Origin of the sequence: Nostoc sp. KVJ3 (genome assembly GCF_026127265.1) — a bacterium.
Lineage (GTDB): Bacteria > Cyanobacteriota > Cyanobacteriia > Cyanobacteriales > Nostocaceae > Nostoc.
On record NZ_WWFG01000001.1, the window covers coordinates 1,851,004 to 1,872,690 of the forward strand.

A 21,687-nucleotide genomic window follows, 5' to 3' on the forward strand; every position below is an offset into this window, starting at 1 on the left:
ATTTATATTCTACTCGTGTTGTGGGTCAATTCCCTGCATCCAAGGCTAAATAATATACTCTAGTCAAGCATCAAGATTGTTATGAACTTTATTAATATTTATTAACACTAAAGAGATTATACTAAGAAACTTTTCTATACGGATAGTGAAGAAAGAATTAGAAGAATAAAATCTATTCCTTTTAGTAGGTGAACTAAATTGCTAAACTTGGTAAAAAACCACTGCACTCGCTAAACTAATTGGATATGGAAGTTCAATCATCTATCTCATAGCTGAATTTAAGATAATGGATTTTAGTCAAGTACTGGCTGAAAAAACTGACACCATCCTAGATAAATGGGTGATAACAGTTCGCAAAGATAAGCGGATTGAAAGTGCTGATGAGCTATCCTATACAGCAATAAAAAACCATATTCCCAATGTTTTGAGAGCGATGGTAACGGTGCTTTCAAAATCTCAGGATAATGATATTCAGTTGATAGTTACTGCCAGTTTCGAGCATGGAGCGATTCGAGCGGAACAAGGTTACGATCCGGCAGAAATAGCCAGGGAATATCATTTGCTGCGAACAGTAATATTTGATACTCTACAAGCAGATTTATTAGAGGGAACGCCTGTAGATATAATTCGTTCTATGCGTTTGATTGACGCTATCATAGACGAAGCGATCGCTCGGTGTTTCAAGAGTTATGTTGAGGAGCGCTTGCGAGAATTACAGCAGTTGCAGTTATCACTAACACTCCATAATGATGAACTCACACGCTTAATTAGCGCCAATCAAGAATATCTTTCGCAATTAGCTCATGAGTTGAAACATCCTCTAACTTCTATTATTGGTTACTCGGATCTGTTTTTACGCCAGCAACGACGCAAGACTGAGATTAAAGACAACTATACTAATTTAGAACATATTGAGCGGGTACTACGTAATGGTAGACAATTACTCCACCTGATTAACGATGTATTAGAACTTTCCCGGTATGACGCAGGACAGATAAAACTTCAACTAGCACCTACTGATGTGCGTGAATTAATTAATAATGTCTGTGAAATGTTGGAACCTTTAGCGGCTGGGAAAAATTTAAAAATCGTAGTAGATTGCGATCGCGCTCCCCAAGAATTAACCACAGATCCTTTTCAATGCCAACAAATTGTTACAAATCTTATTAGTAATGCGATTCGCTATACAGAGTCGGGGACTATTATTATAATGTGCCAAGTGCTGGAGAATCAGAGATGGGCGATCGCAGTTTGCGATACTGGAATTGGCATTGCACCAGAAGACCAAGCCCAGATATTTGAACCCTACTTTCGGGTTAGTTTTAGCGATCGTCCTTATCTACCTGATAGTACAGGATTGGGGTTAGCGATCGTTTCGCGGTTGGTGAAACTACTACAAGGTACAATTAATTTAGTATCTGAGGTAGGAGTTGGTTCTACCTTCACTGTAATTTTGCCTTTAGAAATAGAGAGTTGATTTCGCGCCAAGACATAAAATTATTCTCTACACCTCTGCGTGAAATCAAAAAACATTTTTACAACAAACCCTGTTTTTTCAACTTAGCTAGTGCATCTTCAGCAGCAGCTTTCTCTGCATCTTTCTTATTGCGTCCCTTACCTTCGCCGTAAATTTTCTCATCTACCAATACTTTGGCGATGAATTCTGGCGCGTGAGAAGGGCCTCCTATTTGTTCCGTGAAATATTTGGGAGGATTTGGAGTAACGTTACGTTGCACCCATTCTTGAAAGCGATTTTTTGAGTCTACATTAGAACGAGACACAACTATATTCTTAGGATCTACAGAATCAAATAGTGGTTCTATAATTGCGCGAACTGCTTCAATATTAGAATCATTATCCAAATAATAAGCACCAAGGACTGCTTCAAAGGTACTACTGAGCAAATTAGGATTTTGGAACCCTCCGTCTAGAATTGCGCCTTTTCCTAAACGCATTCTAAAGTCTAAACCTACTTCCTCAGCGAACTTTGCCAATTGCTTCTCATCTACCAGCGCCGAACGCCGCCGTGTTAATTCATCTTCTCCCATTTCTGCGTGACAACTATATAGATACTCGCCACTTAAGAAATTTAGCAAAGCATCACCGAGGAATTCTAGGCGTTCATTGTGTTCGCCTTCTCCGGGGTTTTCATGGACATAAGAACGGTGAGTAAGCGCACGGCGGAGAAGTTTTTCATTATGGAATATTAGAAGCTTGTGCATTGTTATTTTTTCCTTTTTTTGGTAGTTAATTGAATGCAAAAGGCGGGCAAGATGCCCACCCTGTAAGATAAGATCCTAATAAAATTAAGATGCTATCTAGAAACAGTTATTCTTGATCGGGGAAGGTGGATAAAGACTGTTTCCACGAGAATTGTTACATGGAAAGCAAGAAAGTCGTAAGTTTTCAAAAGAATCAGAACCGCCACGACTCTTAGGTAAAAGGTGATCAAATGTCAGATTTTTTTGTGAAATATTTTGACGACACCACCAACAATAAGAACCATACAAATCAATGAGTTGCTGCTTCTTATTACGTTTTTGTTTGGGATTCATTTTGTCTATGTTCCATTTTTCTTATTGTTTGGAACAGCATTGAAATATTAGGCATCTAGAGATAAAAAATTTCTACTGAGGAAATTAATCAAAAATTAATCTTCCCATACAAACAATTTTTTATCTACGCTTTCGTTTGGTTCAAGTCTCAGCCGTAGAATTCCTGGCTTCCTACCAAGTTTCGCGTCACCCTTTCTACTGAATATTCATCCAAATATCTTGTCTTCCCGTTGAAAGTCTAGTCAATCAGTTGACCTGACATTGGACTGAATACTCAGCCGAAGGGATGACGCGAAGCTTGGCAGGAAACTAGGAATTCTGCTGCTGAGACAACACCAAAAACTTGCGCTTTAGAGTGCGGTGATTTTGCTGTCTTACATAGAGATTAGTATAAATAATGCCTGGCTGTCAATAAGTTATTTATGAAGGTTCGTCAAAGCGTAGAGGCTTGTCGTTAGACATAGCCTGAAATCTATCAACTTTAAAATCATCTATGGTATTCTCTCAAAGCCACTATATTATTCCAAAATAAAAGCAGATCGCTAACTATTTTTGAAGCACCTGCTGAAAAGTCTTGATGGCATCAACATGATTCACTATATTAATGCAACGTAATAACAAATCCAGATCGATCTTGTATTTGTTATTAGAAAATAATCGCGCGTAGGCGTAGCCCGTCGTAGACATCGCTTGCTATACAAAAGCCCTATATTTCATAAATGGTAAATGTTTTCGGAGATTGACAGAAGATGGATAGTCTCAATATGCGGCTAGACTATGATTTTCCCTAATTGAGTTGAATGAGCGAAGTTAAAGCGCTACTTTTTGCTAGTAGCGAATTCGCGGATCTATATAAGCATTTAAGATATCAATCAAAATGCTCGCACTCACAACGATCGCACCAAAAAAGACCAACACTCCCTGGACTGTGGGATAATCACGATCTGCGATCGCTTGATACAGTCGATTAGCTAACCCAGGCCAAGAAAATGTTACTTCTGTCAAAATCGCCCCACCTAACAGAGAAGCAAAAGTTAATCCCAACACTGTAATTACTGGAATTAGAGCATTCTTTAAGGCATGGGAGACTAAAATCTTATTTTCACCAATCCCTCTGGCTCTAGCGGCTTCTACATAATCTGCTTGCAAGGTTTGTTTTAAATTCACTCGGACAATTCGCTCAAAAATCCCACTCAGCAAAATTCCTAAAGTGAGACTTGGTAGGGCAAGGTGGTGCAAAGATGCCAAAAACTGGGTGAGATTTCCACCGAGTAAACTATCAATTGTATACAAACCAGTCACAGGAGTGGGAGCCGGAAGATTTGGCGGAAAGCGGTTGGAATTGGGAAACCAGCCGAGTTGGACTGAGAAAATCAACTGCAAAAGCATTCCCGCCCAAAACATGGGGAGTGCGTAGGTGATAATCCCAAACAAGCGTCCACCGACATCAAAATATGTCCCAGGACGCGAGGCTGAAAGAGTCCCAACTGCAATTCCAACGATGAGTGCAACCGCCATACTACATACTGCTAACTCCACCGTCGCCGGGAAATATTGCCCAATTATGTCCCAAACATTCTGTCCGCGACTCATTAAAGAGGTTCCCAAATCAAAACGTAGTATGCTTCCCAAATAATTGAGGTACTGTAGCCATAGGGGAAAGTTTAAACCTAATTGTTTTCGCAATTCTTCTTTAGCCGCTTCTGGCGCACGTCCACCGAGAATTGCATCTGCGGGATCTCCTGGTGTTGCTCTTAGTAAGAGAAATACAATGGTGATGATTGTTAATAGCTGAAGTGGCGCAAGAAGCAACCGAGAAACAATGTAATACTGTAAAGCTTTAGAACGAGACATAAGCAATTCAAAATTCAATTTTTAAGAGCATCTTGTCTATTGACTGAATACGAAACATATTTACTTAAAAGCCAAGATTCAAAAGTAAAAATATTGATCATAACCCTTTCAAAGTGACTTATAAAATTTCTTTATTCTCTCTGCGCTCTCTGCGTCTCTGCGGTTAAAAACTAATTAAATTAACCACAGAGGCACAGAGAACACAGAGGTAAGAGGTTAAAGACAAATTTATTGTCCACTTGACTTCTTAACTACTTTTTAATTGTCTGGTAAACCAGAATTTGGGTCGGGTTAAGTTGTACGCTGTTCACACCTTTTTGGGCAAATACATAGTCTTTGCTTTGCCATAAGGGAACGTAAGGTACATCAGCAGTTTCTTGCTTTTGAATTTCTGCAAAAATTTTCTGACGTGCTTCGGGATTTAGTTCTTTGCGTTGCTGATCGATCAGTTTATTCATCCCTTCGCTATAGTAGAACGAACCCTGGCTTTGACTGCCTCCATCTTCACATCCTTTAGCAACTGAACCTTTATCACAAGACAAAAACGGCTGGACGTAATTATCTGGGTCTAAAAAGTCTGGATACCAATCAAGTAAAGCTGCTGGATATAATCCCTTGGTGATGTCTTTAAAGAAAGCTGGCCCTTCAGCAGGGGTGACTTCAAATTGCAAGATTCCATCCATCTTGGCATCAACAAGAGATTTAAGTGTCTGTGCTGCCAAACTACGAGTAGGCGAACTAGAAGGATACCAAATTTGGACTTTTGCCGGATTTTCTTTAGAGAAACCAGCAGTAGCTAACAATTTTTTAGCTTTATCAAAGTTAGCATCGCCATAGGCATCTTTGAATAATGGCAAAGAAACATTCAATGTCGTGGGAATCATGCTATAAAGCGGATCGGCTTGACCAAGTAAAGCCCGCTCATTTAAAAGTGGACGGTCAATGATTGACGCGATCGCTTGTCTAACCTCTAATTTATCTAAGGGCTTTTGATTTCGGTTCAATACCAGATAACTTACTACACTACCTTCAGCTGCGATCGCTTGCCAATCCCCTTTTTTACCACCTTCTTCCAAGCTACGATTTTGATCTGGCTGTAGCGACAGATAAGCCACATCTACAGCGCCTGTACGGAAAGCATTAAACAAATTAACCGGACTCGTCTGAATTTGGAGGTTAACACCCTTGTTAGCTGGTTTATCTCCCCAATACTTATCAAACGGATCAAATCTGATTGAATCAGTACCATACTGTGCTAACTTGTAAGGGCCAGTTCCTACAAAGATATTCGGCTTAAATTTACCAGCACCGAGTTCGTAAGCTTTTGGCGAAACCGCACACACTCCAGGAAACGCCAGCAGTGAGGGAAAGGCTGCAAAAGGTTTTTTCAGCTTAATGGTTAACTCATACTCGCTTGTAGTTTTTACCGAATCTACTACATCAGCTAGTAAAAATGAAGGTTTTCCTTTATTTTGAATAAAGCGGTTGATGGTAAACGCCATTGCTTGGGCGTTGAAGGGAGTCCCATCATGAAAAACCACTCCCTGACGTAAGGGGATGGTATAAGTTAAAGCATCTTGACTAACTTTAGGTAATGCTGTAGCTAGCTGGGGCTTAATTTCCGTGCTTCCTGGGTTGTAGGTGTAAAGGCGATCGCTCATATTAAACACCAAGCCCAACGATGCTAACTCATAAGCATCAGCCGGATCGAGGGTTCTCGGCTTTGCTGTTGTACCTATAGTAATACGACCATCACCTGTAGGGCTATTCACAGAACCCGATGGTGGCGTAGTTGACTGTGGACGAGGAGTGCAGCTAAAAACTAAAAATAAACATAGAGAGAACAAAGATAGGAATTGTGTAATCCGACCCCACCGTTTCACGGACAAGGAAAACCAGGTCATACAGTTAAATTTTATGTAATCAGAAGTCAGTGATCTTACTATATATTCGCTAGTTTTATAGAAATTTTTACAATTAATTACTAATTCACCCATTTTTTGATGCTGAACAAAAAGATCCCCGACTTCTTCAAGAAGTCGGGGATCTAAGTCTCTGCTGGGTGTTTGTAAATATATATAAATAATTAGAAAATGCGAAAAAATATCATTATTCTAAATATTGAATAATTCAAAGTGTTGAAATTAACTGTTCATAAGTTTGAAAATTAGAGTCAAGAGAATAGTAATTTAATATAAAAATTTCTTTCCCCTTATATCGTTCGCCTTTAAAGTTATCTTGCTTACTTTTGCCATTTTTTTGATCGTCAGTTCTACTAATTGTATAATTCCATTCTTTGTCGTGTATTTCCAATGCCCATTCATATAGGTTTCTAATTGTGTCGCTATTATCGTAAGTTATAAGAAATTTTATTCTCTCCTTATGTCTGTTTAATATTTGGCATAGCCTGAAATGATCGTCTTTAGAAAATGAATGAGCATAAAATTTATCTTGATCCGCATTGAAATAAGGAGGATCGATAAATAAAAAAGATCCATCGGGTACAGATTCGATCACTTTTTCAAAGTCAAGATTAGTAATTTGAACGTTTTGAAGTTTCTCAGAAGTTCGACGTATATTTCTAGGCCAATTCTCTGGACGCATACTGTATTTGTCACCATATCCCCAATAACAGTTTCGATGCTTCATAATTCCAGAGTAGGAGGTTCTATTAAGGTAAAACCATCTACCAGCTTGTTCTAATTTATTTTTTGGGATAAATTCATTCTTGTAATATGTATGTCTTTCTTTAGTAGCGGATTCACCTTCTAAAAATTTTATTAATTCTTCTGGTTGATCTCGAATTATTAATAAGGTATTTATTAATAATTCATCAATATCATTGAGCCAATTGATATTTACTTTATCTTTTACAAAAAAAATAGACCCACCTCCAGCAAAGGGTTCAGCATAATAGGAGTGAGAAGGAATATGATTAAGAATCAAATTGCGAGCATAAAATTTGCCGCCAGGATATCTAAATGGTGAATTTATACGCTTGTTCATAGTTATCTAAATTATTCATAAAATTTATTGGTAAACTTGACAATAAAATAAAACTATTGGACTTATAATTAAATATACGATTTTGTTATTTTTTGTACTGAACTACATGAAAATAAAGAAGTATTTCTTTTATTAGAACTTGAGTAACAATAATTTAAATAAGCTTGAATTTAAATTATCATTAGTTATACATATTTAACAAATAATATACGATATCGTAAACAGCAGATATGAAAGTTTAATAGTGAGACTAAGATCGTGAAGTATTTCTTTCTATCTGAGGGATGGACAGTTGCTAGAGTCTGGGCATCTGATGGACTTTGGCAAATAACTGCATGGCGACGACAACCAGATATTCAGCGAATGAATATTTGTTTAGTGGAAGAAAACGAGTTGCTATGGCTTTATCGAGTTGAAGAAGCCATTTTAACTGTAGAAGTGAAACCTACAATACCAGACACAGCCAGTACTACCATAGGTCAAGTAGTACTCAAACGTCTGATGAGTGCCGAACAAGTAATTGAACGTTTAAACACAGCTGAGGCAAAGTGTCAACTGCAAAATATCCAGTTGGTGGTTCAGTAAGATAGATATGGGGCAGAGGGGAAATACTTAACTGCTATTTCTTCTTTGTCTCTGATAAAGATAAGTAAATTTAATCCCTGATAGGGACTTGGTAGCGAAAAAACTTAGAGATGCTACGCGATCGCATCAATTTACACGCTTGCAAACAATTCCATCAATAGTTACACTTTTTAAAACATTCTCATTTTTTGCTTGGTGGTGGCTACCCTACAAGGTAAACCTCCCGAAGCGAGTAAGCATTGCCTCATCTCCCACACCGTCTGACTTATAAGACTAACTGTGGTAGTACTCTGGCTCTGGCAATAACAAAAAACAAGAGAGAGTTTTCTGAGTGGCGAATTTCGTTTCTTAGAATCTCAGTAACAAAATTGCTTTGTAAACTAACTCATCGAGGAGGAGCGTAGTCGATGGGACTACCCTGGTACCGAGTACATACAGTCGTTCTGAATGATCCAGGACGGCTGATTTCTGTACACCTAATGCATACAGCCTTAGTAGCAGGCTGGGCTGGTTCGATGGCACTCTACGAACTAGCTGTTTTTGACCCTAGCGATCCAATTCTCAACCCAATGTGGCGACAAGGGATGTTCGTTCTCCCCTTCATGTCACGTTTGGGCGTTACTCAATCTTGGGGCGGTTGGAACGTTACTGGTGGCCCTGCAAGCGATCCTGGCTTCTGGTCATTTGAAGGCGTTGCTGCGGCTCACATTGTTCTTTCTGGTCTTTTATTCTTAGCTGCCGTATGGCACTGGGTTTACTGGGATTTGGAACTCTTTAGAGATCCCCGCACTGGTGAACCTGCCTTAGACTTGCCAAAAATGTTTGGCATTCACCTGTTCCTATCTGGTCTACTTTGTTTTGGCTTTGGTGCTTTTCACGTCACCGGACTATTTGGGCCGGGGATATGGGTTTCTGATGCTTATGGTATAACAGGGGCTGCCCAGGCAGTAGCACCGGAATGGGGCCCAGATGGTTTTAACCCATATAACCCTGGTGGCATTGCGGCTCACCACATTGCTGCTGGTGTTGTTGGTATTATTGCAGGTTTATTCCACCTCACAGTTAGACCCCCCGAACGGCTCTACAAAGCCCTACGGATGGGGAACATTGAAACAGTACTTTCTAGCAGTATTGCAGCAGTTTTCTTTGCTGCTTTCGTTGTTGCAGGTACTATGTGGTACGGTAACGCCGCCACACCCATCGAATTGTTTGGCCCTACCCGCTACCAATGGGATCAAGGCTACTTCCGTCAAGAAATTCAGCGCCGCGTCCAAACTACCGTTGCTCAAGGTGCAACCCTTGACCAAGCTTGGTCGCAGATTCCTGAAAAACTGGCTTTCTATGATTACGTCGGTAATAGTCCCGCTAAAGGCGGTCTATTCCGTACAGGGCCGATGGTGAAGGGTGATGGTATTGCCCAATCTTGGCAAGGTCACGCCGTATTCAAAGATTCTGAAGGACGGGAATTGACTGTGCGTCGTCTCCCCAACTTCTTTGAAACCTTCCCAGTGGTTTTGACCGATGCTGATGGAATTGTCCGCGCTGACATTCCCTTCCGTCGGGCAGAATCTAAGTATAGCTTCGAGCAATCTGGTGTCACCGTTAGTTTCTATGGTGGTAATCTGAATGGTAAAACATTTACAGAACCAGCTGATGTGAAGAAGTATGCCCGGAAAGCTCAAGGTGGTGAAATCTTTGAATTTGACCGGGAAACCTTGAACTCTGATGGTGTATTCCGCACAAGTCCTAGAGGTTGGTTTACCTTTGGACACGCTGTATTTGCTCTGCTGTTCTTCTTTGGTCATCTCTGGCATGGCTCTCGGACAATTTACCGAGATGTATTTGCTGGTGTTGATGCGGATCTAGAAGAGCAAGTTGAGTGGGGTCTGTTCCAGAAAGTGGGTGACAAGTCAACCCGCCGGAAAGAAGCCCTCTAATTTCAGTGCTGAGTGCTGAGTTCCGAGTTAAAGCTCTGACTAAGCACTCAGTACTCAGTTCTTGTAACTTTAATTACTGGCTGGATAGGCAGGAACTAATAATATGGAAAGCGTTGCTTACATCTTGATTTTTACTCTGTGTATAGGTACTCTCTTTTTTGCGATCGCATTCCGCGAACCCCCTCGCTTTGAGAAACCAAAAGATAAGTAGATCCTATTACCAGACCTTTAAACAGATTCAATCTTAGTATCCGTTGCTACGATGCGTCGTAGCAACGGATATTATTGTGTTTGTCCTTTGTTGGTTTTAACTACTAAGTAAATAACCAATCATTTTTAGATTGTGATATAATTTCCAATCTTGGGAGTAGATATGTGTTAATACTAGCTTTTCTGCGCTAGGATGAAAAAGGATGTTTTGTGTAAGCTGCCATAGAACTGCTTGCATAGTACATCACGCCTGTCACACAACCTTTACGGAGACTAGAACCAGGAACAAATCAGCATGGTCAATCAGAATTTAACCGCTACAGAAATTGGATTCACTCACGAAGATTTCGCTGCTCTACTTGACAAATACGATTATCATTTTAGCCCTGGTGATGTTGTCCCAGGAACCGTCTTCAGTATAGAGCCGCGCGGCGCTCTGATTGACATTGGTGCTAAAACCGCAGCATATATACCTATACAAGAAATGTCTATTAACCGGGTCGATGCCCCGGAAGAAGTCTTACAGTCAAACGAAACGCGGGAATTTTTCATCCTTACCGATGAAAACGAAGATGGTCAATTAACCCTTTCCATTCGCCGTATTGAATATATGCGGGCTTGGGAACGCGTACGGCAGCTGCAAGCAGAAGATGCTACTGTCCGTTCTGGCGTATTTGCAACCAATCGCGGTGGTGCATTGGTCAGAATTGAAGGATTACGTGGCTTTATCCCAGGTTCTCACATCAGCACCCGCAAACCTAAAGAAGAATTGGTAGGCGAAGAACTACCATTGAAATTTCTAGAGGTGGATGAAGAACGTAACCGCTTAGTTCTATCTCATCGTCGGGCGCTGGTTGAACGGAAGATGAACCGCCTAGAAGTCGGCGAAGTAGTTATTGGTACAGTTCGTGGTATCAAACCCTACGGTGCTTTCATCGACATCGGTGGTGTCAGTGGTCTACTACACATTTCTGAGATTTCCCACGAACATATTGATACACCTCATAGCGTGTTCAATGTCAATGATGAAGTGAAAGTTATGATCATTGACTTGGATGCAGAAAGGGGTCGCATTTCCCTATCTACCAAGCAGCTAGAACCCGAACCCGGCGACATGATTAAAAACCGGGATTTGGTTTACGATAAAGCAGAAGAAATGGCTGCCAAGTATCGCGAACAACTGTTAGCCAAGCAACAAGGTATTACTGCTGCGCCAGCGACACCTGCGGATGTTCTAGCAGAAGAAGAAATTCCACCAGCAGTAGAACTTGAAGACGAGATTCCACCAGCAGCGGAACTTGAAGAAGAAATTCCACCAGCAGCAGAAATTGAAGAAGTAACTCCAGTAGTTGCGGAAATTCCAGAAGAGATTCCAGCCGCGACGGAAACTGAAGAAGAAATTCCAGCAGCTATTGAAGAATAATACATTTTATAGTTTTACTTCTTTTTAAGTAAGAGTATTAAATAATTATATAAAGAGGGAAAAACCCTCTTTTTTTATGTGGAGAATTAGGAAAAGAGACGCGATTAATCGCGTCTGTAAATAAGTGGAGTGAAATATTGTGGTAACTATTAAATGTAGAAATATCACTTTTGATAATATCCAGGCAATTTTGTTTGACAAAAACGGTACTCTAGAAGATTCAGAAACCTATTTGCGATCGCTAGCACAAAAGGCAACAAGATTAATAGATGCTCAAATCCCTGGAACTGGGGAACCTTTATTAATGGCATTTGGCATCAATAGCAATATTCTAGATCCGGCAGGTTTGATATCGGTAGCGAGTCGCCGCGAAACAGAAGTTGCGGCTGCTGCATATATTGCCGAAACTGGAAAAGGATGGTTTGAATCCTTAAAAATAGCTCGTCAAGCTTTGGATGAAGCAGAGAAATATATTGAACAAACTCCTTCACCGCTATTTGTAGGTAGCTTAGATTTGTTGAAATATTTACGGGAAGGAGGTTTAAAACTCGGTATCCTCTCAGCAGCAACAACAGATGAAGTAAATAAGTTTGTAGCGAATCACCAATTAAGTGATTATCTCCAGTTGGAAATGGGAGTAGATGAAGGGCCAAGTAAACCAGATCCAGTCCTCTTTTTGCAAGCTTGCCAAGCTTTGGGAGTTGAACCAGGCGCTACATTGATGGTGGGTGATTCAGTTGGTGATATGCAAATGGCGCGTAATGCTAAAGCCGCAGGTTGTATTGGTATCACTTGGGTGGGTAAGTCAGATAATGTGCAAGGTGCTGATGTGGTGATTAATCAACTTGATGAAATCCAGATTTTAGCTTAAGTTGATTAAAATTTCCGGCGCACAATGGAATATTGATAACTTTCCTCAAGTCCTTGCTCACCGTTACGCCTATCTTAATAGATTAATATTTGCTCTTTCTTTTTAGCTGGAGTCAGTTGAACATTCACATTCACGCAATTACCTCCACGAGAAACTCAATCAGTAATCGTTCATTTAGGTCTAATCTCCAAGTGCCATAGGGATTAACATGGCTATAAATGAGAGGTGTTAACGCTCGAAATTCATGAGAAACAAGATACCCGACTTCTCAAAGAAGTCGAGGATCTGCTGGTTACATTGAATTAACTTATTTTACTAACTTCTTGAATACTCATCAATAATAGTCAAAATTGTTTTAGCATTAAATATATTCTACAACTGACTTTTCATGTTATCTAGAAAGGAAAAGAGCAAAACCGCAAAGGGGTTGCCAAGTTTACCTATTTTGTGGAATATTTGGGGTAGGTTTGTAAGTTGAATTGGATCTCAGTTGATTAATCACGAAGAATGTACCAAGAGTTAAGGCTATAGATATAACTGCGATCGCTAAAGAGTTAGTCTTCCAAAAGCTTAGTTTCCCTTGTGCATAAGCCCTATTTGTTATACTCACTTCCCGCCTAGCTTCTTCTAAAATTGATTGGAGAGCATTTATCTGTTCATCTTCTAGTTCTGCATACCTATCTTGTCTAAAAGCATTTTCTATAATTTTTACCTTTTCCTCAGAAGATACTTGAGACAATTCTCCCTTGACAACTTCATAGGGATTAGTTTGCTTTACAGGTTGTGAAGATGGATTTTGAGAGTTTGGTTGAAAATTTTGTTGATAAAACTTCTCTAGTTTCTCATGTTTGATAGGTTGTGAAGATTGATTTGGCAGAATTGGCGGTTGAATAGGAATATCTTGTCGAATATCTTTTTTGGTAAAACTGTATACGTTATTTTGCGTTACAGGTTTAGCTGATTGGTTTTGAGGTGTTTGTGGTGGAGTTGGGATACGCTGATTATTACCTATTTTATTTGTCTTCAATGACCATTTATAGTCACTATCTTGGACAACCATATTCTTCAATGAAGAATATAAGTAATGGTTCACTTCTCGTTTTTCAACTCCCAACATATCAGCAATTTTTACTGCTCTTAGGGGAGTGCCACCTTTTAATACTTCAACAATTTTAGATTCCAGACTATCCATATTAGCCCCGAATTATTCTTGCAATTCAAATGTAACTAAATTTTAAACAAACAATATACGTGACCAGCTATCAACAATATCTACCATTTTATCGCCACTTATACCTTTAATCTGTTTTTTGCCACTAGCAATCTTTACTCTTGCTAATACATCTTTCAAAGATTCAAAGTTTTTCTTTTTACGTTCTTTTTCCACACTTTCAGCAACCTGAACAGCTTTTTTATCAGTAAAACCAGCAGTTCTTAATCTAAAAGTTAATTCTAGTAAACTTAGATCATTAAATGCATCTAATGGTGTAATTTGTTTGGGTATCTGACTTTCAATAAACTTGAGAGTCTCATATAGTTTCTGTCTTTCTTGTCTCTCTTGTGCCACTTCTGACCTTAAATCATTAATTTGCTTTTCCAACAACTTAAAATCATTATTTTGTGAAATCGATTCTGAATGATTTGTTTTAATTGGAGTTTGAACTTCTGGTTTATTATCAGAACCCAATTCTCTAAATGCAGCTACTTGCTTAAATATTTCATCCTCGTTCTTAGGGGAAATGACAAAAGCATTAACCATTTCGCATTGACGAGGATTTTTTTCTCTTGCTCTGACAGCAGCATAATATTCAAAGTATCCATCAACCACTGCATAAGTCTCTAAACCTGTAGTTTTCAAAACTAATGGTCTGATAATTCCCCCGCTTTCTATAATCATATCAGCGAGGCTATTTAAAGCATCATCTGAGAAATTGGATGGAGGCACATCACAAGTAATATTTTTTACATCAACAGTATAAAATTTCATTATTAACTAACTCCTATTTCTTCTAAAACTTCTTTGGCTAACATCTCAAATTCCATAGCAGATTGTTGAGCATTAGTTTTTGATTCTGCATATTTTGTAACTGATTTTGGGTCTGGGTATTCTAAATCTCCAACTGTTATAGTATTATTCATACATTCTGATAGAGAGGTTCTATCATAAATAACTGCTTCCATCAAAGGTAAGTCATAGCGATCAGATATAACACTTCTTTGTCTTGGAAAAGTGTACTGCAAAAATTTAGCGTTAGTAGAAATTTTAGAAGCTAGAACTCCTATTATGTTAATGGGTGACTTACCAATAAGTAGTCTGTATTCATTAATTTGTTTCAGAAAATTTTTGACTGTTGGTAAACCTTGGTTTGCAAATGGTTTTAAATCTGAAGGAATGATCAAATAATCAGAAGCAATTAGGGCAACTTCGGCATAATAATCTCTCGACGGAGGAGTATCGATAACTACAATATCATAATTATTTTCGACAATTTTGAGTTTAGAAATAAGCCTACTTCGGCTAACTGCTATCTGATTTAGTTTATCTTGCTTATCAATCAGGTTAATATGTGAGGGGAGAACATCTATCTCTGGATTATTAAAAAAATGAGACTGACGCATAATTTCTGGAATAAAATAAAAATCTCCTGACTCTAATAGATGTGATATGTTCTGCTCACGTAAATCGTCATCTTCATCAAATTGGAATTTGATTAATCCTGTAGCAAAAGTGGTATTTGCCTGAGAATCTATATCAATCAAAAGTACTCTTTTACCTTTTTTACGTAATGCTGCTGCAAGATTGACTGCAACAGTAGTCTTACCAACACCGCCTTTATTGTGGTAGATTGCAATCGTTTTCATTGAATGTTTCCTCTTTGTTTCAAAATTGGAATTATTTTCTATTTGAACTTCTGATTTGTCTACTAACTTTCCTTCTTTCAGACTCTCTCTACCAATTAAATTTTTAATATTTTCTAATTTCGTCTCAACTTCTTCCCCAGAACATTGAAATACTAACTGAATATCACTCTGTAATTTTTGATAAATTCTAATCTCTTTCCCATTAGTCAGCAATCCATATCTGACATGCAAACTGGTTAAATAATGCCTGAGTCGAGGGACATGATTATTTAAGTTTTGTTTGGGATGCTTTGCCTCCATGACGACACTCAGAGGTGAATTGGCATCTATGACAAAGGGAATCACCTGTGCGGCAAATGCTAAAAAATCTAAGCGGATGCTACCAACGGCAACCTCTTGATGCCAGGTGTCAGGGGTATAACCTAGCTGTGGCAGCAAATATTGCACTATGAGTTTGCTTTCAACTTCGCTTTCGTTACGGCATAGCTCAGGATTAAAAGGCAATATTTTTCTACCTCTAAATAATTATTGAACTTGGGACGAAACCTCATATTTGCTAGATTATGGCATACCCTTAATTATTCTAAGTGATAGAAATCACTGATAAAAATATCAAGAATCATCATAAAATTAGTACTTTTACTGATACAGTAATCACTTCTGAGAGCTATTTCCCAATTAACCTTGTAAATAGCTAAAATCAAAGTGTTTACTTAACCTATTTGCGCTAAAGGTTTTGGCTACTGTATCTTGTCCCCACTGCCATCAACTCGTTGATAGTCAAGCTGTTAGTTGTCCCTATTGCCGGACAACACTTAAAGCTTACGGTCATCCCGGTATTCCATTGCACCGCGCCACTGGGGATGGGTATCTATGCGACACCTGCACCTATCACGCTGATGATACTTGCAATTTTCCTCAGCGTCCCTACGCCAAAGACTGTACCCTCTACCAAAATATTGAAGAGACAAAGTTAGAGTTGCAGCAGCAGCGTTACACTAACAACTTTGGTGTAACTTTGAAAACTTGGGTAAAACGCAATCAGGCTTTGCTGTTACTATTAGGTTTATTATTAGTCTGTTTTCTGTTCGTTATATTAAGGTCTTGATTTGGTGTTTTGTAAAGAGTGGGGAATTGGGAGATGAGTGAGAAAGTAATGCCCAATCCCCAATCCCCAATCCTTCAGACTGTAGTGATTTTAGATACTTCCGCAATAGGTTCAACTTGTATCGGTGGTGCTTTTTCTTCAAAAGCTGCTAAATCGAACCAAAAAGTCGTGCCAATGCCAACTTCACTTACTAGATGGACTTTACTACGATGTCTGTCGATGATATTTCTGACAATTGATAAACCTAAACCCGTGCCTTCTAAGGTGTGAACTCGGTTTTCTACGCGAAAGAAGCGTTCAAAAATTGAGTGCTGGTCTTCTGTGGCAATGCCTATTCCAGTATCGGAGATTTCAATCCGCACTGGAGAAGATTGGGTGTGATTGGGTTTAAAATCTAGTTGGTAAGCGCGGATTGCTACTTTACCACCGGCTTTGGTGAATTTGAGGGCATTACCAATAAGGTTGCCAAAGACTTGTACTAACAGATCGTAATTACCCATTACCAAGGGTAAATTAGTAGCAACTTCCTGAACAAGTTCAACACCTTTATCTTTGGCATTAAGTTGGTAAGTACGCAATGTTTGCTCGATCGCTTGGGCTAAATCCACGCCATCGAAATTATACTGACGACCAGATTCGAGTTTTGATAAATCTAATACATCGTTAACTAGGCGAGTGAGGCGATCGGTTTCATGGTTAACTGTTTGCAAGAATTCTTGCCGTTCTTCTAATCCTAAGTCTTCGCCGTAGTCGTGTAGGGTTTCAATATAGGTTTTGATGTTAAATAAAGGCGTTCGCAGTTCGTGAGAAACGTTGCTGATAAATTGGCTTTTTGCATCGTTTAATTCCACCTCGCGGGTTATATCTTGGACAGTAATCGCAATGCCTTTGATACTTTCCCTTTGCACGTTGAGTACTGTTGTCAATAGAATGCGGATCGTTCGCGGGGTGGGTTGGTTAATAAAAATTCGGAATTCGGCGCTTTCGCATTCCCCGGCTGCCATTTCGTACAATGGGCCAGTGATTTCTATTTGGACTGCTGGCGGTAAATGATGCAATACATTGCAGCCAACCACATCAGCAGTTTCCCAGCCAAAAATTCGCCGCGCTGTGGGGTTGACTAATATCACTTGCATATTATTGTCAATTAATACAGCACCATCGGCGATGGTGGAAACTAGGGTTTCTAGTTTGGCTTTTTCTGCGGTCAGTTCCTCAATATTCTGTTCTTCATAGCGCTCTAATCGCTCCGCCATCTCATTAAAGCTTAAAATTAACTCCCCTAGTTCGCCCCCTAAAGGTAAATCAATGCGCTGCTTGAAGTTTCCGGCAGCAATTTGCTTCACCCCTACCAGCAGTTCTTTAATGGGTTTAGTGATGGTCAGGGCGTTAATTACTCCTGCCAAAATTACCATTACCCAAATCGTAATAAAAACGGCAATGGTGACATCGCGGGTAAAATTGGTAGAGATGACAGCAGTCTGATTCGGGTTGATACCGATCGCTAATACACCTAGATATTTTTTATTGACAATCAGAGGAATAAATACATCGGTAACTACTCCATCGGGGGTCATGTGTTGCCGCACCATCGGTTTTTCCCCATCACCAGGGTAATCTTCTGGTAGTTGGATGCGCCGTTTAATGGTGAGGGAGTTTTCTACCTCCGCTTCCCAAAAAGGAATGCCAAAAAAGATTTCCCCGTTTTCATCAGCGTAGAGCATATAACGCACGCTAGAGGTGCTGCTGTAGAAGCGTTGGGAAAATTGGGCAACCTCACTGAGATTATTGTCAGCAACGAGGGGAGCAACGTTGGCAGCAAGTAGCAGCCCCAAGTCTCGCCCGAAGCGGGTGTCATTCATCCGCGCATCCTGTTGGATTGTATTCACAGCCCAGAAGGTTAGACCACTCATCACCAAAGAAACCACCAATGTGGCCACAGCCAACAGTTTAGTCTGGAGGGTGAACTCCGACCACCAACTTGCGATCGCATCTCGAATTGTTTTTAACAGACTTAGCATCTTAAATAAAGTTGTTAGTAGTCTTTGTTATAAAGCCCAACAACTAAAAAATTAACAGTTAATTCGACAAATATGTTAGAGGGGCGAGAGATAAGGAAAAGTGCAAGAACACCAAGCGCTATGATGCTACTGCAAAATCTGTGCGCAAGAATCACCCGCATACCATCTTCAACAGCTAACATTGCGCGATCGCTTATAGGGTTTCATCCCCCTGCTTCACACTCCTAACTCTATGCCCAATATCTCTTCGGTAATATATCCCTTCAAACTGAATATGTTTGATTGCAGCGTAGGCTTGGGCGATCGCTTGCTCAAAATTTTCTCCGATTCCAGTCACATTTAATACTCGACCCCCATCTGTGACTATTTCTTGTTGCTGATTCAACTTCGTACCTGCATGAAATACAGTTGCTCCTGTTGCTTCGGCGTTGTCAATGCCAGTAATGATCTGGTCTTTCTCATAAACTCCTGGATAACCACCTGAAGCGGCAACGACAGTAGCAGACGCTCCCTTTCTCCAAACAATGGGCGGCAATTCACTTAATCGTTGCTGCACACAAGCTAGAATCAATTCTTCTAGGGGTGTTTCTAACAGTGGCAAAATCACCTGGGTTTCTGGATCGCCAAAACGACAGTTAAATTCCAAAACCTTCAAGTCGCCATTGGGTGCAATCATTAATCCAGCATACAGTACGCCTCGGTAATCAATGCCTTTGGCTCGTAAGGTGGCGATCGCTCTTTCTAACACTTCTGTTTGAATGCGTGCCATCACCTCTGGCGTAGCGATCGGTGCTGGGGCATAAGCTCCCATTCCCCCAGTATTTTCACCTGTATCACCGTCACCAATCCGCTTATGGTCTTGGGCTGGCAACAAGGATCGAATTGTTAACCCATCGGTTAATGCTAAAACTGAGACTTCTTGCCCAATTAAGCATTCTTCAATGACGACAAATTCACCAGCACTACCAAATTGTCCCTGAAAAATCGCATCAACAGCACTTTCTGCCTGTGCAACTGTTTCAGCCACCGTCACACCCTTACCAGCCGCCAAGCCATCAGCTTTAACGACTATTGGCGCTCCCTGAGATTTGATGTAAGATTTTGCTGCTGCTGCCTCAATAAATACCGCAGCCTGTGCCGTCGGAATCCCTGCTTCTTCCATTAGGGCTTTTGCCCAAGCTTTACTCGCTTCAATTTGCGCTCCGGCTCTGACTGGGCCAAATACCATCAATCCTTTATCTTGAAGATAATCTGTGATTCCCTTAGACAGAGGCACTTCTGGCCCAACTATCACCAAAGAAATTCCATGCTCTAAAGCATATCGGCTCATGCCATCAAAATCATCTACTGCTAGGGGCAAGTTCTGGCAACGTTCCATAGTTGCTGTACCCCCATTCCCTGGTACACAGACAACTTGCTCGATTTGCTTAGATTGCAACAGCTTCCATGCCAGAGCGTGTTCGCGCCCTCCATTACCTACAACTAAAACTTTCACTGATTTCCTCGTGCGTACCTTGCGAAACGAGAATACCTGATTCGGCTCTCGCGGATCAATTTTTTCACTAATTATCACACTTGTGCAAGCCCCATTGCGATCGCAAGACACAAGGGGAAGCTTTTATTCTGAAGATTCAATTTTGTCAATTAGTACATTTATTACTGTTACTAATATCAACAATAGACGGTAATAAACGTACCAGTATAAATTAAATTATAAGTATATTTATTTAAGTAACACTTGTATTTTAAAAAGTATAATAATTGATCAAAAAATTAAGCTCAAGTAATGACGATTATTGCTTATAAGTACTAACCTGTGAATATGGAAATCAATGAAAATACCAAGAAATAGTTAACATGCCTAAAATTATTGTTACTGGGGCTGCCGGATTTGTTGGTTCTCATCTCGTAGACATCTTGCTACAACAAGGCGAAGAAGTAATCGGGATTGATGAATTTAATGATTACTACGATCCTATTTTAAAGCGTAAGAATCTTGCACACTTACATAGCTCACCTGGCTTTACATTAATTGAAGCAGATATTCAGTTTCTAGATTGGCAGGAACTCTTAAAAGATGTTGATGTCGTTTATCATCAAGCAGCACAAGCAGGTGTCAGAGCAAGTTGGGGGAAAGCTTTTCGAGATTACACAGAACGAAATATTAATGCTACACAAGTTTTGCTAGAAGCAGCTAAAGATGCTAAAAGCCTGAAAAGATTAGTGTTTGCCTCTTCGTCAAGTGTATATGGTGACGCAGAAACATTACCCACTCATGAGGAAATTTGCCCTCAACCAGTTTCTCCTTACGGCATTACCAAGCTAGCGGCTGAAACTTTGTGCAAACTTTATCACAAAAACTTTGGTGTACCATCTGTATCATTACGGTATTTCACAGTCTATGGCCCTAAACAGCGCCCAGATATGGCATTTCATAAATTTTTTAAATCCATTTTGCAGGATGAGGCGATTCCTATTTACGGTGATGGACAGCAAACGCGGGAGTTTACGTTTGTTAGTGATGTCATTGCTGCCAATTTAGCCGCAGCCAGCGCACCCGAAGCAGTGGGAGAAATCTTTAATGTGGGTGGTGGTAGTAGGGTGGTTTTAGCAGAAGTCTTAGATACGATTCAAGAAATCGTCGGGAAACCAATCAAAAGAAACCACATAGAAAAAGCGGTGGGAGATGCTCGCCACACTGCTGCTGATGTATCTAAAGCACAGAAAATTTTAGGATATCAGCCGCAAGTCTCTCTAAGAGAGGGTTTGACACAGGAATGGCAGTGGATTAAGTCGTTGTATTAAAGGGCATTGGGCATTGTACTGAACGAATGCGAACAGCAGTCTTTAGTTTACGTAAGTCCTATAGAACCCATTTGGTTTTTGAACAAAATTAAGTACTGTAGGGGAGCTAGTGCGTTGCGGAGGTTCCCTCCGTTGTAGCAACTGGCGTTGTGTTAGAACGAAGTTCGTAACGCACCATTATCAAGGGTTTGGTGCGTTACACCGTTGCTAAACAACGCCAGGGACGCTCCTGCGTCGCTACCGCTCAAGTCGGGAAACCCATTCGGCAGTTCCTTCTGGGGGAAACCCCCATCGCTCTTAGCGTCTCCCCTTGGGAGAAGATCGGACTGCCTCACCACGCAACTGGCTCCCCTAAGTATCTTTTCTCCAAATCAAACCGGATTCCTAATATTTGAGAATAAATACGATCGCAGTAGAGTGCCCACGTACCAGTCAGTAAACCGTGAATCC

18 protein-coding genes are annotated in these 21,687 nt (G+C 40.2%); 8 read left to right on the forward strand and 10 right to left on the reverse strand.

All coding sequences use genetic code 11. The features are described 5' to 3' along the window. Positions 1-286 precede the first annotated feature (286 nt). Entirely contained in the window at positions 287-1,477 is a 1,191-nt protein-coding gene (locus tag GTQ43_RS07415) for a sensor histidine kinase (protein ID WP_265271994.1), read from the forward strand. A 58-nt stretch (positions 1,478-1,535) separates the two neighbouring features. On the opposite strand, the gene rnc is transcribed toward GTQ43_RS07415, so the two are convergent. The 5 genes from rnc to GTQ43_RS07435 all read right to left on the reverse strand — a co-directional run bounded on the left by rnc (position 1,536) and on the right by GTQ43_RS07435 (position 7,415). Then, positions 1,536-2,222 (reverse strand): ribonuclease III, encoded by a 687-nt coding sequence (rnc, locus tag GTQ43_RS07420; RefSeq protein WP_265271996.1) that lies wholly within the window; start codon positions 2,220-2,222, stop codon positions 1,536-1,538. 96 nt (positions 2,223-2,318) lie between these two features. Next, positions 2,319-2,555: an HNH endonuclease gene (locus GTQ43_RS41710; protein ID WP_414859092.1), complete on the reverse strand. Its 237-nt coding sequence runs from the start codon at positions 2,553-2,555 to the stop codon at positions 2,319-2,321. A gap of 828 nt (positions 2,556-3,383) precedes the next feature. After that, the gene (locus tag GTQ43_RS07425; RefSeq protein ID WP_265271998.1) at positions 3,384-4,409 is read right to left on the reverse strand and encodes an ABC transporter permease; all 1,026 of its coding nucleotides are present in this window, start codon (positions 4,407-4,409) and stop codon (positions 3,384-3,386) included. Positions 4,410-4,660: 251 nt separating this feature from the next. Continuing rightward, a complete protein-coding gene (locus GTQ43_RS07430) occupies positions 4,661-6,313 on the reverse strand; it encodes an ABC transporter substrate-binding protein (RefSeq protein ID WP_265272000.1) in 1,653 nt (550 codons plus the stop codon). Between the two features lie 226 nt (positions 6,314-6,539). Beyond that, entirely contained in the window at positions 6,540-7,415 is an 876-nt protein-coding gene (locus GTQ43_RS07435; RefSeq protein ID WP_265272002.1) for a DNA adenine methylase, read from the reverse strand. Positions 7,416-7,673: 258 nt separating this feature from the next. Here GTQ43_RS07435 and GTQ43_RS07440 point away from each other — a divergent pair, with 258 nt between their 5' ends. The 5 genes from GTQ43_RS07440 (at position 7,674) to GTQ43_RS07460 (ending at position 12,441) form a co-directional block, all read left to right on the forward strand. After that, positions 7,674-8,000 (forward strand): hypothetical protein, encoded by a 327-nt coding sequence (locus GTQ43_RS07440; RefSeq protein ID WP_094328946.1) that lies wholly within the window; start codon positions 7,674-7,676, stop codon positions 7,998-8,000. Between the two features lie 407 nt (positions 8,001-8,407). Beyond that, a complete protein-coding gene (gene psbB, locus GTQ43_RS07445) occupies positions 8,408-9,937 on the forward strand; it encodes a photosystem II chlorophyll-binding protein CP47 (RefSeq protein WP_265272006.1) in 1,530 nt (509 codons plus the stop codon). 103 nt (positions 9,938-10,040) lie between these two features. Then, the gene (locus GTQ43_RS07450; protein ID WP_084227385.1) at positions 10,041-10,148 is read left to right on the forward strand and encodes a photosystem II reaction center protein T; all 108 of its coding nucleotides are present in this window, start codon (positions 10,041-10,043) and stop codon (positions 10,146-10,148) included. A gap of 294 nt (positions 10,149-10,442) precedes the next feature. Continuing rightward, the gene (locus GTQ43_RS07455) at positions 10,443-11,570 is read left to right on the forward strand and encodes a 30S ribosomal protein S1 (RefSeq protein WP_265272018.1); all 1,128 of its coding nucleotides are present in this window, start codon (positions 10,443-10,445) and stop codon (positions 11,568-11,570) included. Positions 11,571-11,709: 139 nt separating this feature from the next. Continuing rightward, entirely contained in the window at positions 11,710-12,441 is a 732-nt protein-coding gene (locus tag GTQ43_RS07460; protein ID WP_265272020.1) for an HAD family hydrolase, read from the forward strand. A gap of 436 nt (positions 12,442-12,877) precedes the next feature. Here the strand turns inward: GTQ43_RS07460 and GTQ43_RS07465 are convergent, their stop codons facing one another. The 3 genes from GTQ43_RS07465 to GTQ43_RS07475 are packed head-to-tail and all read right to left on the reverse strand — an operon-like array spanning position 12,878 to position 15,807. Further along, positions 12,878-13,633 (reverse strand): hypothetical protein, encoded by a 756-nt coding sequence (locus GTQ43_RS07465; protein WP_265272021.1) that lies wholly within the window; start codon positions 13,631-13,633, stop codon positions 12,878-12,880. Positions 13,634-13,675: 42 nt separating this feature from the next. After that, the gene (locus GTQ43_RS07470; RefSeq protein WP_265272023.1) at positions 13,676-14,428 is read right to left on the reverse strand and encodes a chromosome partitioning protein ParB; all 753 of its coding nucleotides are present in this window, start codon (positions 14,426-14,428) and stop codon (positions 13,676-13,678) included. A gap of 2 nt (positions 14,429-14,430) precedes the next feature. Then, positions 14,431-15,807: an AAA family ATPase gene (locus GTQ43_RS07475; protein ID WP_265272025.1), complete on the reverse strand. Its 1,377-nt coding sequence runs from the start codon at positions 15,805-15,807 to the stop codon at positions 14,431-14,433. Between the two features lie 232 nt (positions 15,808-16,039). On the opposite strand from GTQ43_RS07475, the gene GTQ43_RS07480 reads away from it, so the two are divergent. Further along, complete coding sequence (locus GTQ43_RS07480; protein ID WP_265272028.1) at positions 16,040-16,411, forward strand: zinc ribbon domain-containing protein; 372 nt, start codon at positions 16,040-16,042, stop codon at positions 16,409-16,411. Between the two features lie 74 nt (positions 16,412-16,485). On the opposite strand, the gene nblS is transcribed toward GTQ43_RS07480, so the two are convergent. Continuing rightward, positions 16,486-18,432, reverse strand: coding sequence for a two-component system sensor histidine kinase NblS (gene nblS / locus GTQ43_RS07485; protein ID WP_265272030.1), 1,947 nt, complete (start codon positions 18,430-18,432; stop codon positions 16,486-16,488). Between the two features lie 193 nt (positions 18,433-18,625). After that, positions 18,626-19,927: a phosphoribosylamine--glycine ligase gene (purD, locus tag GTQ43_RS07490; RefSeq protein WP_265272032.1), complete on the reverse strand. Its 1,302-nt coding sequence runs from the start codon at positions 19,925-19,927 to the stop codon at positions 18,626-18,628. A gap of 362 nt (positions 19,928-20,289) precedes the next feature. Here purD and GTQ43_RS07495 point away from each other — a divergent pair, with 362 nt between their 5' ends. Then, positions 20,290-21,237, forward strand: coding sequence for an NAD-dependent epimerase/dehydratase family protein (locus tag GTQ43_RS07495; protein ID WP_265272034.1), 948 nt, complete (start codon positions 20,290-20,292; stop codon positions 21,235-21,237). Positions 21,238-21,687: the final 450 nt, after the last annotated feature.

Coding starts and splice junctions, on each gene's coding strand:
- GTQ43_RS07465 (WP_265272021.1), bottom strand. CDS start 13,633: ATGGATAGTCTGGAATCTAAAATTGTTGAAGTATTAAAAGGTGGCACT.
- GTQ43_RS07435 (WP_265272002.1), bottom strand. CDS start 7,415: ATGAACAAGCGTATAAATTCACCATTTAGATATCCTGGCGGCAAATTT.
- GTQ43_RS07430 (WP_265272000.1), bottom strand. CDS start 6,313: ATGACCTGGTTTTCCTTGTCCGTGAAACGGTGGGGTCGGATTACACAA.
- GTQ43_RS07470 (WP_265272023.1), bottom strand. CDS start 14,428: ATGAAATTTTATACTGTTGATGTAAAAAATATTACTTGTGATGTGCCT.
- nblS (WP_265272030.1), bottom strand. CDS start 18,432: ATGCTAAGTCTGTTAAAAACAATTCGAGATGCGATCGCAAGTTGGTGG.
- GTQ43_RS07450 (WP_084227385.1), top strand. CDS start 10,041: ATGGAAAGCGTTGCTTACATCTTGATTTTTACTCTGTGTATAGGTACT.
- GTQ43_RS07455 (WP_265272018.1), top strand. CDS start 10,443: ATGGTCAATCAGAATTTAACCGCTACAGAAATTGGATTCACTCACGAA.
- GTQ43_RS07425 (WP_265271998.1), bottom strand. CDS start 4,409: ATGTCTCGTTCTAAAGCTTTACAGTATTACATTGTTTCTCGGTTGCTT.
- GTQ43_RS07495 (WP_265272034.1), top strand. CDS start 20,290: ATGCCTAAAATTATTGTTACTGGGGCTGCCGGATTTGTTGGTTCTCAT.
- GTQ43_RS41710 (WP_414859092.1), bottom strand. CDS start 2,555: ATGAATCCCAAACAAAAACGTAATAAGAAGCAGCAACTCATTGATTTG.
- GTQ43_RS07415 (WP_265271994.1), top strand. CDS start 287: ATGGATTTTAGTCAAGTACTGGCTGAAAAAACTGACACCATCCTAGAT.
- rnc (WP_265271996.1), bottom strand. CDS start 2,222: ATGCACAAGCTTCTAATATTCCATAATGAAAAACTTCTCCGCCGTGCG.
- psbB (WP_265272006.1), top strand. CDS start 8,408: ATGGGACTACCCTGGTACCGAGTACATACAGTCGTTCTGAATGATCCA.